We start from the raw sequence: 16,427 nt of genomic DNA on the forward strand, positions 1-16,427 counted from the left end.
CGGCTCGCGCGGCGCGGCGCGTGCCGCGCCGATCGCTCGCACATAGTTCTCGGGGTACGCCTCCCCCGGTCCCGTGTCAAGCGGAGCCGCACATCGGAGGGACCGCGGAACGGCCGCGCGCGGCCGCGCGAAACGGCTGCGGAACCGCTACGGCTTGCGGCCCACTCCCGCGTACATCCACATGCGGTCGCTGCCGCCGCGCGGGTGGCGGTCGGGACGCCAGTACGGCACCTGCACGATGCCGGGCTCCACGATCTCCAGGCCGTCGAACAGCTCGGCGACCTCCTTGTGCGAGCGCAGCGTCATCGACGTCGACGCGCTCTGGTAGGCGTCCGCGGCCGCGTGCGCGGAGTCGCTGTTCACGTCGCCGGTGGTGTGCGAAAGGATCATGAGGCTGCCCGGGGCGAGCGCGCACATGAGGGTCGCCAGGATCCGCCCGGGGTCGTCCTCCTCGGAGAGGTAGTGCACGACGGCGGTCAGGACCACCGCCACCGGCCGCGCGAGGTCCAGCACCTCGCCCAGTTCCGGGCTGCCGAGCAGCGCCTCGGGTTCGCGCAGGTCGCCGCCCACCACGCTCGCCGCGCCGCCGGGACGGGCCAGCAGGGCGCGGGCGTGCGCGAGGACCATGGGGTCGTTGTCGACGTACACCACGCGCACGTCGCGGGATCCGGTGCGGGCGTAGTCGTACGTGTCACCAGCGGTGGGGAGGCCCGCCCCGATGTCGAGGAACTGCCCGACCCCGGTGCGTGCCGCGAAGGCGACGGCGCGGCGCAGGAAGCCCCGGTTGTGCCGGGCCATCTCGCGGATCTCCGGGGCCGCCGCGAGGGCGGTCTCGGCGGCCTCGCGGTCGATCGCGAAGTTGTCCTTGCCGCCGAGGTAGTAGTCGTACATGCGGGCCGGGTGCGGCCGGTCGGTACGGAACAGCGGGACACGCACCGGAAGCGGCTCGGGCGGGTGCGCCGCCTGCGGCGGCACGGCCTGGCCGCGCGGCGGGGGCAGTCGCTGCGCACCCATCGCGTCCGGCGCCCGGCATGCGGAGCGCGCGCGGGACCCGCGCTCGTCCTCCGGCATCGGCATCACTCGTGTTCTCCGGTCTGGTCGCGGGGCACCCGGCGGGCCGGGGGTGGATCCCGCCGGGCGGCCCCGCCGCCTCCTCCACCCGTCACGGGAGAGTCAGCGGCGGAGGAAGTCCGTCACGACGGTGTCGAAGCGGCCCTGCTCCTCGACGAATGGCACATGTCCGCTCTCGGCGAAGCGCTCCACCTGTGCGTCCGGAAGTGCGTCGGCCAGGTGGCCCGCGAGGTCGCCGGGGAAAATCTTGCTCTGTTCTCCGTAGATCAACAAGGTCGGCACGCGGACTTCCGGCAAAACCCCGCGGAAGTCCGCGTGCGCCATGTCCATCCACACATCCAATGCGGCTTCCGTGGGGGTTTGCGTCGTCTCCGCATAGGCGGCGTCGACGTTCTCCGCAGGCGGCAGCTTGGCGAAGCAGGCCTCGATGAACGGCTTTATCGCCAGCGGCCGGGCGTGCCGCACGGTCTGCGCGAAGACCGCGAGATCGGTCGCCGAGTAGCCGCCCATGAGCGCGAAGTCCCAGTCGGGGCCGTCCAGGAAGCGCGGCGACTGGTCGACGAAGACCGCGCTGCGCAGGCCGTCGCAGCCGAACTGCCGGACGTACGACAGGATCACGGCGGTGCCCATCGACCAGCCGACGAGCGTGGCGTCCTCGGCGTCCAGCGCCTTGAGCAACTCGCGGACGTCGCGGGCATATTGGGGTATCGAATGGCCTTCAGGCGTCTTGCCCGATTTGCCGTGGCCGCGGAAGTCCGGGGCTATGACGCGGTGGTCCGCCGACAGCGCGGGCACGTTGCCGGCCCAGAAACCGCTGTTCATCGTCCAACCGTGCAGCAGGACGACGGGACGGCCCGTTCCGTGGTCCTCGTAATACAGCGGCAGACCGTCGGACAACTCCACGTATGGCACTGGGGACCCCATCCTCCGCTACAGCGGGCGCTGACCAGTTCGACGAAACGCTCGGCGACTCGGTTCCCGATTGTGGCCGACGCGCCACGCTGTGAGCATGCGCACGCAAGGGGTTGCGTCAGGGTTGTAGCGTGGGCGGTATGTCGGACCGACGGGGCGCGCGGGCGCGGGACCGCGCCTTGGGGGGCGGCGGGCCGTCCTCCGACGTCCGGCCGTCGATCCGGGCTTCCTGGTCACGGGCACGACGCAACAACCTTCCCCCGGACGCGTATCTGCCTCCCGTGCCGTTGGACGAGCACGCGCTCGCGCGGCGCCGCGACGCGCACCCGCTGGCCAAGGTGTGGCCGGTGCTGCGGCGTTCGCTGGCCGCGGCCACCGCCGGCCCGGGGCAACTGCTGTTCCTCAGCGACGCCGACGGCCACTTGCTGTGGGTCGAAGGCGACCACGCCACCCTGCGCGTCGCCGAGCGGGCGCACCTGCTGCCGGGCGCGCTGTGGAGCGAGGAGTTCGCGGGGACCAGCGGCGTGGGCACGGCGCTGGCGACCGGCCGGCCCTTCCAGGTCTTCGGCGCCGAGCACTTCCTTTCCGCGGCAACCGCCTTCACCTGCACCGCCACCCCGATCCACGACCCCGCGACCGGCGAATTGCTGGGCGTCCTGGACTTCACGTGTGCGGAACGCGACTGGCAGCCGCTCGCGGTGCCGCTGCTGGACACCGCGCGCCGGCTCGCGCTGTCCGAACTGGAGGCGGTACGCCTGCGCGAGACCGCCCGGGTGCGCAACCGCTACGTCGAACGCCTCACCCGGCGCCTCGGCACCCGCAGCGCGATAGCCGCGCCGGACGGCGCCATCGTGCACTCCGACCCGCCGGGTTGGCTGCCGGCCCGGCTCCCCGGCCCGCCGCGCGAAGGCCCCGCGGTACTCCCGGGCGGCCAGGTCGTGCTGCTGGAACGCCTCGCCGCGGGCGGGCTGTTCCTGGTGACCGCGGGCGACGCCGCGACCGGCCCGGTCGTCACGCCGACGCTGCGCTTCCACGGTCTGGGCCGCGCCCGGGCGAGCCTGGAGATAGCCGGGACCACCCACGAACTGGCGCGCCGGCACAGCGAGATCATGGCGCTGCTGCTCGCCGACCCGGGCGGCATGACCGCGAAGGCCCTGGCCACCGAGGTGTACGGCCCCGAGGGGCGGGCCATCACCGTACGCGCCGAACTGGCCCGGCTGCGCGCCGTCCTCGGCCACCGACTGGCCTCCGACCCCTACCGCGTAACCGGCGAGTTCGAGGCCGACTTCCTCGCCCTCGACCGCGACGTCGCCGCGGCACCGGTTCCCGAACTGCTCGACCGCTACCCCGGGCCGCTGCTCCCCGGCTCCCGGGCCCCCGGCGTCGCGGCGCTCCGCGACCGGCTGCACGACCGCCTGCGGCACCGTGTCGCCGACGCGGCCGACCCCGACAGCGCCATCCGCTGGGCGGCCCTCCCGCACAACCGCTAGTGCGGTGCCCGGAAAGTCGCGCCGGGCAGCTCCCGCGCCCGGCGCGACTTTGCCGTGGCTGCCTAGGACTTGACGTAGTCGCGCAGGTGGCGGGCGGTGAGGGTGTCCGCGCTCGCGACCAGGTCGGCGGGCGTCCCGGTGAAGACCACCTCGCCGCCGTCGTGCCCGCCGCCGGGGCCCAGGTCGATCAGCCAGTCCGCGTGCGCCATGACGGCCTGGTGGTGCTCGATGACGACGACCGTGTTGCCCTCGTCCACGAGGCGGTCCAGCAGCGCGAGGAGGTTGTCGACGTCGGCCATGTGCAGGCCGGTCGTGGGCTCGTCCAGGACGTACGTCGACGACTTCTCGGCCATGTGGATCGCCAGCTTGATGCGCTGCCGCTCGCCGCCGGACAGTGTGTTGAGCGGCTGCCCGAGCCGCAGGTAGCCGAGCCCCACGTCGTTCAGCCGGCCGAGGATGGCGTGCGCCTGCCCGGACGGGAAGAACGCGTGCGCCTCCTCGATCGGCATGTCCAGGACCTCGCTGATGTTCTTGCCGCGCAGCCGGTACGTCAGCACCTCGGGGGTGAACCGCTTTCCCTCGCACGCCTCGCACACCGACGCGACCCCGGCCATCATCGCCAGGTCGGTGTAGACCAGTCCGATGCCGTTGCAGGTCGGGCAGGCGCCCTCCGAGTTGGCGCTGAACAGCGCGGCCTTGACCCCGTTCTCCTTGGCGAACGCGGTGCGGATCGGGTTGAGCAGCCCCGTGTACGTCGCCGGGTTCGAGCGCCGCGATCCGCGGATCGCCGACTGGTCGGCGACCACGACGCCGTCCCGGCCGGACAGGTTGCCGTGGATCAGCGAGCTCTTGCCGGATCCGGCGACGCCCGTGACGACGGTCAGCACGCCGAGCGGGATGTCGACGCTCACGTCCTTCAGGTTGTGCTGGTCCGCGCCCTCGATGGCGATGTGCCCGGTCGGCCTGCGCACGCTGTCGCGCAGCCGCACGCGGTGCCCCAGGTGGCGGCCGGTGAGCGTGCCGGACGCCCGCAGGCCCGCCACGTCCCCGGTGTAGCAGATCTCGCCGCCCGAGGTCCCGGCGCCGGGCCCGAGGTCGACCACGTGGTCGGCGATCGCGATGACCTCGGGCTTGTGCTCGACGACGAGCACGGTGTTGCCCTTGTCGCGCAGCAGGAGCAGCAGGTCGTTCATGCGCTGGATGTCGTGCGGGTGCAGGCCGACGGTCGGCTCGTCGAAGACGTACGTCACGTCGGTCAGGCTCGACCCGAGGTGCCGCACCATCTTGACGCGCTGCGCCTCGCCGCCGGACAGCGTCGACGAGGTGCGGTCGAGGCTGAGGTACCCGAGGCCGATTTCGACCAGCGACTCCAGGAGCGCGCGCAGGCTCGCCAGCATCGGCGCCACCGACGGGTCGTCCACGCCGCGTACGAACTCGGCGAGGTCGCTGATCTGCATCGCCGAGCACTCGGCGATGTTGCGCCCGTTGATGCGGGACGACAGCGCCGCCGCGCTCAGGCGTGTGCCCCCGCAGTCCGCGCAGTCGGCGAAGACGACCGCGCGGTCGACGAACGCGCGGATGTGCGACTGCATCGCCTCGCGGTCCTTGGCGAGGTAGATGCGGCGGACCTTGACGACCAGGCCCTCGTAACTGATGTTGTTGGAGCCGATCTTGACCTTGCAGGCGGGCTTGTGGAGAAGGTCCTCCCACTCCTGCTCGGTGAAGTCGGCGAGCTTCTTGTCCGGGCTGTAGAAGCCGGAGTTCGCCATCGTCTGGCCGTACCACCCGTCGACGTTGAAGCCGGGGACGGTGATGGCCCCCTCGTTCAGCGACTTGGTGCGGTCCACGAGTTGGTCGATGTCGATGTCGGAGGTCTGCCCGATGCCTTCGCAGCGCGGGCACATGCCCTCGGGGCTGTTGAAGCTGAACGCGGTGGAGGTGCCGACGTGCGGCTGCCCGAGCCGGCTGAAGACGATGCGCAGCATCGTGTACGCGTCGGTCGCGGTGCCGACGGTGGACCGCGAGTTGACGCCCATGCGCTCCTGGTCGACGACGATCGCCGCACTCAGGTTGTGCAGCCCGTCGACGTCGGGCCGCCCGAGGTTCGGCATGAACGACTGGATGAACGCGGTGTAGGTCTCGTTGATCAACCGCTGCGACTCGGCGGCGATGGTGCCGAACACCAGGGAGGACTTGCCCGATCCGGACACCCCGGTGAACACGCTCAGACGCCGCTTGGGCAGGTCCAGCGACACATCCCGCAGGTTGTTCTCGCGGGCGCCGCGCACCTGGATCACGTCGTGTTGGTCCGCTGCGGCGGTTCGGCGGTCGGAGGACGAGGCGGGCATACGCGATCTCCTTGCGGCGGTTCGGGGGTTCCGGCCACCCTATGCAACGCCTCCGACATCGACCGCCCGCGCGCTTCGGCGGAGCGCGGTCGTCTGCCGCACGTCGCCGACGCGCCTCGCCCTCACCTCTCCGCAGGCATGCGCAGCCGCGGTCGCCGCAACGCGATGCGGGTCAGGTACGCCGGGTTGTCGCGCGCGTACCGCTGCCACAGCCGGCGTGGTCCCGTTGCCCACGACTGCGACCTGCGGCCCGCGTGGCTGCCGAACGCCGTGCCCACCCCCAGCACGACGGGGGCTTCGAGCCGGCCGCGGTGCTCCGCCATCCATCGCTCCTGCTCGGGCGTGGGGAGGCCGACCCAGAGCAGGTCCGCGCCGCTGCCGTTGATGCGGGCGGTGATCGCCGCATGCTCGCGCGGCGTCAGCGGACGGGAGGGCGGCGAGTAGGCGCCGACCACCTTGAGGCCGGGGAACCGCAGGCCCAGGTGGTTCGCCAACATCTCGGGCACGCCTTCCGCGCCGCCGTAGAAGTACGACGTCCATCCGCGCTCCACCGCGCGGGCCAGCACGTCCAGCATCAGGTCCGGCCCGGTCACCTGCCGCATGCCGGGCGCGCCCGCGCGGTGCCCGGCCCGGACCATCGCCGCACCGCCGGGCACGGTGAGCCCGGATTCGTTGTGCGCGCGTCGGAGTTCGCGGTCCCGCCGGGACGCCATGACGCCCTGCACGTCCGTGACGCACACGTAGTGGCGTTCGCCGGTGTCGATCCACCGGGTGATCTCGTGGACCGCGGCGGCCCGGTTGACGACGCTGATGCCGACGCCGAGGACGTCGACGCGTGCGATGCCGCTCATCGGCGCACCCCCGCGAGGAGTGCACGGGTCAGGCGCGCTCCGGTGCGGCCACCGGCACCGGTGAAGACGGTGTCGACGTGCGGCATGGCAGGCCCCAATCTAAAGACAATGTGACAAACCACTCCGGAAGGTACTGGTCCCCCGCCGCGCGCACGGCGTTCCGCGCTGCCGCGCACGAAGCGCCCACCCGTTCGGCGCACCGCGCCCACCCGCGTGCCACTGATCCACCCGCCCCGCGCGGTCCCGGCGACCGGCCTCCCGGTGCCCTGCGCCCGACGCCCTGCGCCCTGTGCCCTGCGCCCGGAGAGGACCTCCGCCCGCAGGTCGACGGTGACCCGCCCTGGCGCGGGTACACCGGGGCCCGATCGCGTCCCGCGCCGCCCGCGCGGCGTCGAACAAAATTCAAACGGATGATTGAAGACCAGGGGTTTCGCAACGCCACGGGGCGAGGCATCCTTGGGGGCGGCTCCGGCGGGACGGGCAGGTCCCGGTGGACCGCAGGTCGGCGCGGTGCGGCGGCGCCTCGTGGTCAACCATCTTGGGGGACTTGTGAGTTCCGATCAGACGAAGCGCACCGGGCCGGATCCCGAAACGCGCCCGGAGGCGCCCGCGTCCACCGCCGCCCCAACTGCCCCCGCCACCCCCACCTCGGCCACCGCCCGGTACCCGGACCTCCCGGCGTTCGCGGTGAAGCCGGTCGCCGTCGTCGCGGTCGTCTTCGCGGCCGTGCAGGCCGCCTTCTCCGGCCGTTACGGGTTCCACCGCGACGAGCTGTACTTCATGGCCGCCGGCGACCACCTCGCCTGGGGCTACGTCGACCAGCCGCCGCTCACCCCCTTACTCGCGCGCGCGAGTACGGAGTTGTTCGGCGACTCCCCCACCGGGTTGCGTGCGGTCGCCCTGCTCGCCGCCGTCGCCGCGGTGTTCGTGGTCGCCCTCACCGCACGCGAACTCGGGGGCACACCAAGGGTCCAGGTGCTCGCGGCGCTGTGCGCGACGGTGTCGGCGTACGTGCTCGCGAGCGGGCACATGGTCTCGACCTCGACGTTCGACCTGCTGTGCTGGCTGGTCATAACCTGGATCGCACTGCGGCTGCTGCGCACCGGCGACGGACGCTGGTGGCCGGCCATGGGCGTCGCCGTCGGCATCGGCCTGTTCAACAAGCACCTCGTGGCGATGCTCGCCGGCGCGCTCCTGGTGGCCGTGCTCGCGGTCGGCCCCCGACGGGTGCTGCGCAATTGGTGGCCGCTCGTCGGCGCCGCGATCGTGGTGGCGCTGGCCCTGCCCAACGTGCTGTGGCAGATCGACCACGACTGGCCGACCCTCGATGTCGCGGAGGGTATCCGCGAGGAGGACGGCGGCGAGAACCGCGCGATGTTCGTGCCGCAGCAGATCATCATGCTGTCGCCGTTCCTGGTCCCCGTGTGGGCCGCCGGACTGGTCGCGCTGTTCCGCGACCCGGCGCTGCGCTGGGCGCGGGCGGTCGCCGTCGCGTACCCGCTGGTATGCCTCGCGGTGCTGGCGACCGGCGGCAAGTCGTACTACGCGCTGCCGCTGCTGCTGGTCATGACCGCGGCCGGCTGTGCGCCCGTCGTGCGGTGGATGCGCGACGGGTGGCGTACCCGCCGGGCCCGGCTGGTCATCGCCGGGTTGGCGGTGTCGGCGGTGGTCAACGCGGTCGTCACCCTGCCCGTGCTGCCCGCCGACTCGCTCGACGTGCCCAACGCGATGAACAAGGAGCAAGGCGAGCAGGTCGGCTGGCCGGAACTGGCCGACGCGGTCGCGCTCGGCTGGCGGCAGGTCCCCGCCGACCAGCAGGCCCGTGCGGTGGTGTTCGCCGGGAACTACGGGGAGGCGGGCGCGCTGGTGCGCTACGGACCCGAACGCGGCCTTCCCGAGCCGTACTCGGGCCACATGGCCTTCGCCGACTGGGGGCCGCCGCCGGACTCGGCGAACGGGCCGGTGCTCCTGGTGCGCATCGACGGCGCCGAGGGCCAGGACCGCTTCTTCACCGGCTGCCGACTGGTCGGGCGCGTCGACAACGGCAAGGACGTCGACAACGAGGAGCAGGACGCGCAGGTCCAGTTGTGCACCGGGACCACCGCACCGTGGTCGGTCATGTGGCCGGACATGCGGCGCGGCTACTGACCGGCTGACGCGAGGCCGTCGAGGACCGCGGGGCCTACTCGGAGCCCCGGGCCTTCTCGCCGGGCCAGTCGAGCTTCAGGCGCTCCATCTTCGGCAGCGCTGCGACGATAAGGTCGTACGAGTCCTCGATCATGTCGAGGACCAGGTCGTCGCGGACGCTTCCGTCGAGCGTCACGGTGTTCCAGTGCCGCTTGTTGAGGTGGTAGCCGCCGACGATCGCCGGGTACTCGGCGCGCAGCCGGATCGCCAGCTCGGGATCGCACTTGAGGCTCACTGTGAGCGGCGTGTCGCCCAGCGCGCCGAGCGCGAAGATCTTGCCGCCGACCTTGAACACGGACACATGCGCATTGCGCGGGAACGGGAACTCCTCGCTCGCGCCGTTGAACGCGAGGCACGCCGCCTTCAGTTCTTCGGGTGTCATGTGATGATCATGCCTGGCGGGACGCCAGTTGCACGAGCGTCACATCCGAGGGCGCGCCGACGCGTACCGGCGGCCCCCATGCCCCGGCGCCCCGCGTGACGTAGAGCTGGGTGTCGCGGTAGCGCTCCAGCCCGGCGACGGTCGGGTTGGCCAGTTCGGCGACGAAGTTGCCCGGCCACAGCTGTCCGCCGTGGGTGTGCCCGGACAGTTGCAGGTCCACCCCGAAGTCGACGGCGTCGTGGATCGCCACCGGCTGGTGCGCGAGCAGGACCGAGGTGCGCGTACGGTCGCGGTCGCCGAGGGCCGCCGCGAAGTCGGGGCCGTCGCCCTCGTCCTCGCCCGCGAAGTCGTTGACCCCGGCGAGGTCGAAGGCGGGCAGTTCGACCCGGGCGTTCTGCAACGGGTGGATGCCGAGCTCGCGTACGTGCTCCACCCACTCGTCCGCGCCCGAGAAGTACTCGTGGTTGCCGGTCACGAAGAACGCCCCGTGCCTGGCCCGCAGCCCGCGCAGCGGCTCGGCCGCGGACCGCAGGTTGTCCACCGAGCCGTCGACGAGGTCGCCCACCACGGTGATGAGGTCGGGGTTCGTGCTGTTGACCGCGTCCACCACGCGCTGCGCGTGGCCGCGGCCGAGGATCGGCCCGAGGTGGATGTCGCTGACCACCGCGATGCGGAACCCGTGGGCGGCACGCGGGAGTTTGGCGAGCGGCACGGTGACGCGCTTGACGCGCGGCCCGCGCAGGACGCCGTACGCGCCGTACCCGACCGTGGAGGCCGCGACCGCCGCGGCCCCGACGGCGACCGTGCGGGACACGAACAGGCGCCGGGACACGGCCGGTTCGGCTCCGGGGTCGGGCTCGGCTGCGTTGCGCGGCGGTACGGCGGGCAGGCTCGGCGGCTCGGGGTGGTCGGCGCCGAAGGAGTCGGCGGACGCGCGCGTACCGGGCACGTCGGCGGGCACCGTGACCGGTTCGGGCAGCGCTTCGTGCGCGAGGCTGTGCGCGGGGGTGTGCGCGGGGTCTTCGTCTTCCGAGGCCCTGCCGGGGGCCGGTTCGCCGCCGGGTGCGGCGGTCGCCGCGTCGCGGCGGGCGAGGAAGCGGCTGAGCAGCGGGCGTACCGCCTCACCGACGAGGAGCGCGAGCACGAGGTAAAGCAGCGTCGCGAGCCACAGATAGCCGGGCCAGGCGAGCACGCGTTGAAGGGTGAACGGCGCCTCCGCGCGCGTGGACAGCGTCGCGCCGAAGCTCACGAGCGGGAGGAGGACGACGACCACGGTGCCGACGCGTCGCGCGGGGCCGCCGGGACGGGTGGTGTCGCGGACCATGCGACGCCACACGTACCAGTGCACCGCGATGACGGCCGCGACCAGCGCGACAATGGCCACGACCACCAGAACAACCGCCACTCGCCGCTCCCCGCATGTGTTCCTGCCGGAAGCCTACGTTGCGTCCCCCGCACCCCCACCAGGGGCCGCCGTCGCCGGGATGGCGCAGCTGCCTGACACACTCCCGGCCATGGCCTCTGCAGACCTTGACGTGGCAGATCATGAAGTACGCGACTCGTGGAGCCGAATCGACGCCTGGCTCACCTCGCGCTGCCGGCCGGTCCCGGCCAGGCCGGCGGCGGACGACGCGCGCCTGGCCGCCGTCGAGGCCGAGTCGCGCGTCGCGCTCCCGGCGGAACTACGGGCGTGGTGGCGGCTGACCGGCATTCGTGCCGACTTCTGGATTCCCGAGGTGTTCGCACCGATGAGCCTGGACGACGCCTTGGAGACACGGGAGATCTGGCTGCTCGTCGCGGACCAGGAAGGGCCCGCGGTCGACGGGAACGGTGTACCCGAGCCGCGCTTCCTGCCCGAGTTGCTGCCGATCGCGATGTCCGCCGGCGGCGACGGACTCGTCGTCGACCTCCGAGCGGGCGAGTCCCACGGAGCGGTGTTCCTCTGGGACCACGAGCAATGGGGGCTCGGCGTACCGATGTGGGCGTCGATCGACGCAATGCTCCAGGACGTTGCCGTCGCGCTCGAAACGGGCGCTCCGGCCCTGCGCGGACAAGCCGCCCTCGGCGGCGCCGAAGCGCCCCGCCTCGCGGTGATCGACGCGTCGGGATACTTGAACTGGCAAGCGGCACCCTGAACTTGCGCACCAGGCGGGCGGTCGGGGCCTGCCTCGTGTGAGGGGTCCGCGCCGTGCTCTCCCCAGCACGCGGGCCTTCTGCGGATGTGCCGCCCTCGGTGTCGCCCGAGCGCTCCGCGGCGCGGTCCGGCGCCAGGCCGCCGGGACGCTTAGGGTGATCCGGATGGTCGGCGGGCGGCCGTTCGGACGGGACTCTGGAGAGGGACGCATGGGCATCGGGGATCGCGTACGCGGCATAGGCGGCGCCGTCGGGTCGGCGGCCTCGGCCGGTCGCAGTGCGGTGGGACGCGGGATCAGCGCCCGGCGCGACAACATCGCGTCCGGGGACTGGGCCCGCTCCGCGCTCGGCGAGATCACCGTCCCGGACGCACCGGCGACGGCGGCGTGGGAACACTCCCTCGGCGTCCTCATCTGCCGCCACCCGCGCATCCCGGCCGCGACCGCCCGTCTGCTGCGTCCGCTCGACGGCCTCGGCGCGGTGCGCTTCGGGCCGGAGGAGGTGGGCTTCGACGGCGAGGACATCGCCTGGAGCAAGGTCACCGGGCTGCGCATGCGCGAGGCGTTCGCCGTGATGACCACGGACGGCCTCGACGGCGAGGTCGACCGCATCCGTGACGTGCTGCCGCCGCTGCCCGGCCGCAAGTGGGTGGTCGGCAAGGCGGTGGAGGCCGCCGCGACGGTGATGCTCGCGTCGCTGGAGCAGGCCGCCGAGCGGCGGCTGGACGCGGTCGAGGTGCCGTACGAGATCACCTACAAGAGCTTGTTCGGCCGCGAGAAGACGCTGACCGCGAGCCTGTTCGCGACCGCGCTCCTCGCGCACCAGCCCGGTGTGGCGGAGAGCCTGGTGGCGACCGCGCGTGCGAAGGGCGTCGCGGTCACTCCCGCACCCGCGATGACGGAGGACGCCGCAGCCCGCGCCGCCGGTCTGCGGGCCCGGACCGACGCCATGGCGGAACGCCTGCGCACGGTCCGCGAGGAAGCGGAGCGGCAGGAAGCCGCAGGCTCGCTGGAGGAGGCGGAGGAGGAGAGCGCCGCCACCGCCACCGGCGCACCGAAGGGCGCCTGACCGCCCCCTGCCCGGATCCCGGCGCGGGACGTTTTATCCTCGGATGTCCGTCGACCCCCGGCTCCGGCCGCGACCCGCCGCAAGGCGGTGAGGAGGCACCCCGTGCGCGCTTCCGCGCCCGACGACGCGAGAGGCGCGGACATGGCGGCCGGCGGGCCCCGCTACGACCAGGGTCGGGGACAGCAAGGGCCGACCGCGCCCGGTGCACGACGGGCCGGGCCGGGGCCGCACGCGCAGCCCGAACACAGGCCGACGCCACACAACTCCCCGCACCACAGCTCCCCGCAGGACAGCTCCCCACCGCACGGACCCACGCAGGACGGCCCCTCCCAGCACAGCCCCCGGCAACACCGACCCGCACACCGCGGACCCACGCCCCCGGACATGGCGCAGGTCGCCGGGCAGCAGGGCGACGGGTTCCCACCCGGTTGGGCGCCCGCGGCCCGCGTCGCGGTGGTCCCGGATGCGCAGGGGACCGGCGGGCGGCTGCTCGCGCTGGGCGAGGACGGCTCCGCGCAAGGGGCGCCGTTTCGGGTGCCGGATCTGGCGGCGGCGGTCGACGCGATCGAATCCGGCGGTCACGCGCCGCGCTGGGTGTGGGCGACTTCGGACAGCGCGTACGCGCCGCTCCTGCCGGTGCGCGTGGGCCGCTGCCACGACCTCGCGCTGACCGAGGCGCTGCTGCGTGCGCACGAGGGCCACTTCGGCGACCCGCGTTCGCTCGGCGCCGCATGGGCCCGGCTGCGCGGGCTCCCGATCCCGGACGACTTGCCCATGGGCGCCCAAGCGGCGGACCAGGGCAGCCTGTTCGCCCCGGACCGGCTGCAACTCCCCTCCGGAGTCGATGCGTTGGACGCCGTCGTGGCGGTGCACGCGGACCAGTTGCGGCGCGTCGCGGCGATCGGCGACGACGGTGCCCGGGCCCGGTTCCGGCTGCTGGTCGCGGCGGAGTCGGCGGGCGGGCTGGTCGCGGCCGAGATGGCGTACGACGGACTGCCCTGGCGCGTGGACGTGCACAACCGCCTGCTGACCGAACTCCTCGGCCCTCGTCCGCAGATCGCCGGTGCCGTGCCGCGGCGCATCGCCGACCTGAACGCGCGGCTGCACGAGGCCCTCGGAACAAGGCCGTTCAACCCCGACTCGCACCAGCAGGTGGTCAAGGCGTTCGCCGAACGCGGTATCCGCCTGACCTCACTCCGCTCGCACTACCTGCGTGGTGTCGACCATCCCGCCGCGGAGATCCTCATCCGGCACAAGGAGTTGTCGCGCCTGCACGCCGCGCACGGTTGGGCGTGGCAGGACACGTGGGTGCGCGGCGGGCGCTTCCGTCCCGAGTACGTGGTCGCCGGTGTCGTCTCCGGGCGCTGGGCCAGCCAGGGCGGGGGCGCGCTGCAGATCCCCCGGATCCTGCGCGGCGCGGTGGTCGCGGACCCGGGCTGGTGCCTCGTCGTCGCCGACGCCGCCCAGCTCGAACCCCGCGTGCTGGCCGCGATGTCGCGCGACGCGGGCCTGGCCCGGACCGCCGCCGCGGGCGACCTGTACGAGGCCTTGGCCGCCGCCGCGTTCCGCGGCGACCGGGACAAGGCCAAGCTCGGTCTGCTGGGCGCGATGTACGGGCAGACCAGCGGCGACATCGGCCCGCTCCTGGCGACGCTGCGCCGCCAGTACCCGCAGGCCATGGGCTTCGTCGAAGCCGCCGCCCGGACCGGCGAAGAAGGCGGCATCGTACGGTCGGTGCTCGGCCGCCCGTGCCCGCCGCCGTCGCCCGAGTGGCTGGACCGCGCCGACCCCGGCGGTGAGCCGGGGCCCGAACGCGCCTTCGGCCAGGGCGGCTTCGACAGGACGTCCGACCGCGGTGCCGAGCGCGGTGACGGTGACGCGGACGCCGCGGGCCGGTCGACGCGCGCCCGGGGGCGGTTCACCCGCAACTTCGTGATCCAGGCAAGCGCCGCCGACTGGGCCGAGGTGCTGCTCGCGACGCTGCGGCAGCACCTCGCGCGGTTCCCGCCGAGCCCGTCTGGGGCCCGCCCGCATCTGGTGTTCTTCCAGCACGACGAGATCATCGTGCACGCGCCGCGCGAGACCGCCGAGGCGGTCGCCGAGACGATCACGCGCTCCGCGGACGAGGCGCGAGGGCTCGTGTTCGGCGACACGCCTGTGCGGCTGCCGATGGTGCCGGTAATCGTGGACAGCTACGCCGAAGCGAAGTGACCGACTTCGGGGAGGCCGGACGACCGGGGGTCCTGAGGACCAGGTGACCGGACGACCCCAACCGACCGGGCGCGCTCAGCGCTTCGCGTTCTTCGGATGGACCTTGCGGTAGCGGGCCTCGAAGGCGCAGTAGACGCCGAAGACGATCAGGCCGGCCGCGATGGCGTACAGCGGCCACGGCCCCAGCGGGCCGCTCGCGGTCTCGCGCAGCGTGTCGTCGAGGCCCTTTGCCTCCTGCGCGTCGAACTTCGCGGCCGCCGCGGTCAGGAACACGCCCACCGCGCAGATCACCACACCGCGCGCCGACCGGCCGATGACGCCCAGGATTTCCACCAGACGGCGCGATTCCTTGGACATCTGTCCGAGCTTCAGCTTGCGGGTGAAGCGTCGCCGCAGTGCGTTGACGACGATGACGACGCCGGCTATCGCGACGGTCAGGCCGACCACGAGGACGAGCCAGCGGCCGCCGGTCTGTTCCATGGTGCGGGCGGTGATGTCCTTGGACTGCTTGTCGGACGACTGCCCGCCGCCGCCCTGCTTTCCGCTTTTGTCGTCGAGGTTGAAGGCGACGACACCAGCACAAATGGCGGCGTACAGAACGCTCCTGGCCAGCGAGGTCAGGCGTTTGGTCACCTTGTCGCCGTCGGGGACCGGTTGGCCGTACAGCGCCTCGACGAACCGCCAGATGGCAAGGCCCGCGAACCCGACCGCGATCGCCCACAACATCGCGCTGCCGCCCGGCTGCTCGGCCACCGCACGCAACGCACCCTGACGGTCCGCCTCCTCACTGGTCGCGTCGGCGCCGACCTGCACGGCGAGCGCGCCGACCAGGACGTAGTTGACGCCGCGCGCAATCAGCCCGACGCGGGCAAGCGCGCCGAACCATCTGCTGCCGGCGGCTTCCCGCCCGGCTTCCTGAACTGTGCTGCCACTCGCGGACATGACGGCTCCTCTCGTGGAGCCACTAGCCCGATTCGGCGAGTGCATGCGCAAACAAGCGCCCCGCGCGAGGCGCGGGGCGCTTGTCCGGTCGATCCGCCGGTGCCTTCCGGCGGGGGCAGCGTCAGGTGCGGTGGGCGGCTTCGGCGAAGTGGTCGCGGATCTCCGCGAGGACACGTTCCAGCGCTTCGCCCGGCACCACGACGTCGCCTTTCGCGGGGTCGACGACCGTCAGGGCCCCGGCGGGGCCGTCGGGCACCGGGCCGAGGGCCAGGCCCTCGTGGCCGGGCGTACCGCCGAATTTGCCGGGGGTGCGGCTGTAGCCGGACCGCGCCTCGGCGCTGTCCGGCAGGCCGGGCCAGGTGCCCTCGTCGACCGCGGCGCGGACGATGCAGTGGTTCCAGCCCTCGAGGTCGGGCCCGGGCGCGACCACGATCTCGCCGCGCAGTCGGGGCGAGTCGAGCTCCCAGGCGATGTGCATCTCGTCGCCGTCGGCGTGGGTGCGCAACACCGATGAGTGGCTTCCGCCGTCACGGTCGACGGCGGTCAGCGTCACCGAATCGGGGCCGTGGTCGTCGGCACGGGTGACCATGCCGATGAAGTCCGGGATGCGGTGCGGATCGGACAGCACGTGGAAGACCGTGTCCTGCGACGCGGCCACCTCGACAGCGCGTTCGTGGATCGTCATGGCGCAACCTTCTTCGGTTCCCAGCAAAAGGCCTGCGTGTTGCTTCCCGCAGTTCATGGTCCTACTCGGACGACGCGCATGCGAACGGACCGCCCGGGGACCGGACGGCGCCCACTCGGCGCGGGACCCCGGGTCCCCCGCGCGTGG

13 protein-coding genes are annotated in these 16,427 nt (G+C 72.9%); 5 read left to right on the top strand and 8 right to left on the bottom strand.

The genetic code is table 11. The annotated features are described in order from the left end of the window. Positions 1-147: 147 nt before the first annotated feature. Positions 148-1,077, bottom strand: a complete 930-nt coding sequence (locus tag ACWD12_RS25035; protein ID WP_450101425.1) for an SAM-dependent methyltransferase — start codon at positions 1,075-1,077, stop codon at positions 148-150. Positions 1,078-1,173: 96 nt separating this feature from the next. After that, positions 1,174-1,974, bottom strand: coding sequence for an alpha/beta fold hydrolase (locus tag ACWD12_RS25040; protein WP_450101426.1), 801 nt, complete (start codon positions 1,972-1,974; stop codon positions 1,174-1,176). Positions 1,975-2,264: 290 nt separating this feature from the next. Between ACWD12_RS25040 and ACWD12_RS25045 the strand changes: the two genes are divergently transcribed. Then, positions 2,265-3,473, top strand: coding sequence for a GAF domain-containing protein (locus ACWD12_RS25045; RefSeq protein WP_358351555.1), 1,209 nt, complete (start codon positions 2,265-2,267; stop codon positions 3,471-3,473). A gap of 62 nt (positions 3,474-3,535) precedes the next feature. Here ACWD12_RS25045 and ACWD12_RS25050 read toward each other — a convergent pair whose 3' ends face one another. Continuing rightward, positions 3,536-5,821 (bottom strand): ATP-binding cassette domain-containing protein, encoded by a 2,286-nt coding sequence (locus tag ACWD12_RS25050; protein WP_450101427.1) that lies wholly within the window; start codon positions 5,819-5,821, stop codon positions 3,536-3,538. Between the two features lie 122 nt (positions 5,822-5,943). After that, positions 5,944-6,672, bottom strand: coding sequence for a WecB/TagA/CpsF family glycosyltransferase (locus tag ACWD12_RS25055; RefSeq protein ID WP_450101428.1), 729 nt, complete (start codon positions 6,670-6,672; stop codon positions 5,944-5,946). Between the two features lie 549 nt (positions 6,673-7,221). Between ACWD12_RS25055 and ACWD12_RS25060 the strand changes: the two genes are divergently transcribed. Continuing rightward, positions 7,222-8,820, top strand: coding sequence for a glycosyltransferase family 39 protein (locus tag ACWD12_RS25060; RefSeq protein ID WP_450101429.1), 1,599 nt, complete (start codon positions 7,222-7,224; stop codon positions 8,818-8,820). 34 nt (positions 8,821-8,854) lie between these two features. Here the strand turns inward: ACWD12_RS25060 and ACWD12_RS25065 are convergent, their stop codons facing one another. Together ACWD12_RS25065 and ACWD12_RS25070 are read right to left on the bottom strand one after the other, a co-directional pair. Further along, positions 8,855-9,241 carry an MmcQ/YjbR family DNA-binding protein gene (locus ACWD12_RS25065; RefSeq protein WP_358359890.1) on the bottom strand — a complete coding sequence of 129 codons (387 nt, stop codon included), beginning with the start codon at positions 9,239-9,241 and terminating at the stop codon, positions 8,855-8,857. A gap of 7 nt (positions 9,242-9,248) precedes the next feature. Then, positions 9,249-10,646 (bottom strand): metallophosphoesterase, encoded by a 1,398-nt coding sequence (locus ACWD12_RS25070; RefSeq protein WP_450101430.1) that lies wholly within the window; start codon positions 10,644-10,646, stop codon positions 9,249-9,251. A 109-nt stretch (positions 10,647-10,755) separates the two neighbouring features. On the opposite strand from ACWD12_RS25070, the gene ACWD12_RS25075 reads away from it, so the two are divergent. The 3 genes from ACWD12_RS25075 to ACWD12_RS25085 all read left to right on the top strand — a co-directional run bounded on the left by ACWD12_RS25075 (position 10,756) and on the right by ACWD12_RS25085 (position 14,653). Further along, positions 10,756-11,376, top strand: a complete 621-nt coding sequence (locus ACWD12_RS25075; protein WP_450101431.1) for an SMI1/KNR4 family protein — start codon at positions 10,756-10,758, stop codon at positions 11,374-11,376. A 208-nt stretch (positions 11,377-11,584) separates the two neighbouring features. Continuing rightward, a complete protein-coding gene (locus ACWD12_RS25080; protein WP_450101432.1) occupies positions 11,585-12,442 on the top strand; it encodes a hypothetical protein in 858 nt (285 codons plus the stop codon). A 384-nt stretch (positions 12,443-12,826) separates the two neighbouring features. Further along, a complete protein-coding gene (locus ACWD12_RS25085; RefSeq protein ID WP_450101433.1) occupies positions 12,827-14,653 on the top strand; it encodes a bifunctional 3'-5' exonuclease/DNA polymerase in 1,827 nt (608 codons plus the stop codon). 75 nt (positions 14,654-14,728) lie between these two features. Here ACWD12_RS25085 and ACWD12_RS25090 read toward each other — a convergent pair whose 3' ends face one another. Further along, on the bottom strand, positions 14,729-15,595 hold the full coding sequence (locus ACWD12_RS25090; RefSeq protein ID WP_450101434.1) for a DUF1206 domain-containing protein: 867 nt from the start codon (positions 15,593-15,595) through the stop codon (positions 14,729-14,731). A gap of 121 nt (positions 15,596-15,716) precedes the next feature. Beyond that, positions 15,717-16,280, bottom strand: a complete 564-nt coding sequence (locus ACWD12_RS25095) for an SRPBCC family protein (RefSeq protein WP_358359876.1) — start codon at positions 16,278-16,280, stop codon at positions 15,717-15,719. Positions 16,281-16,427 lie beyond the last annotated feature (147 nt).

This window comes from Streptodolium elevatio, assembly GCF_053592165.1.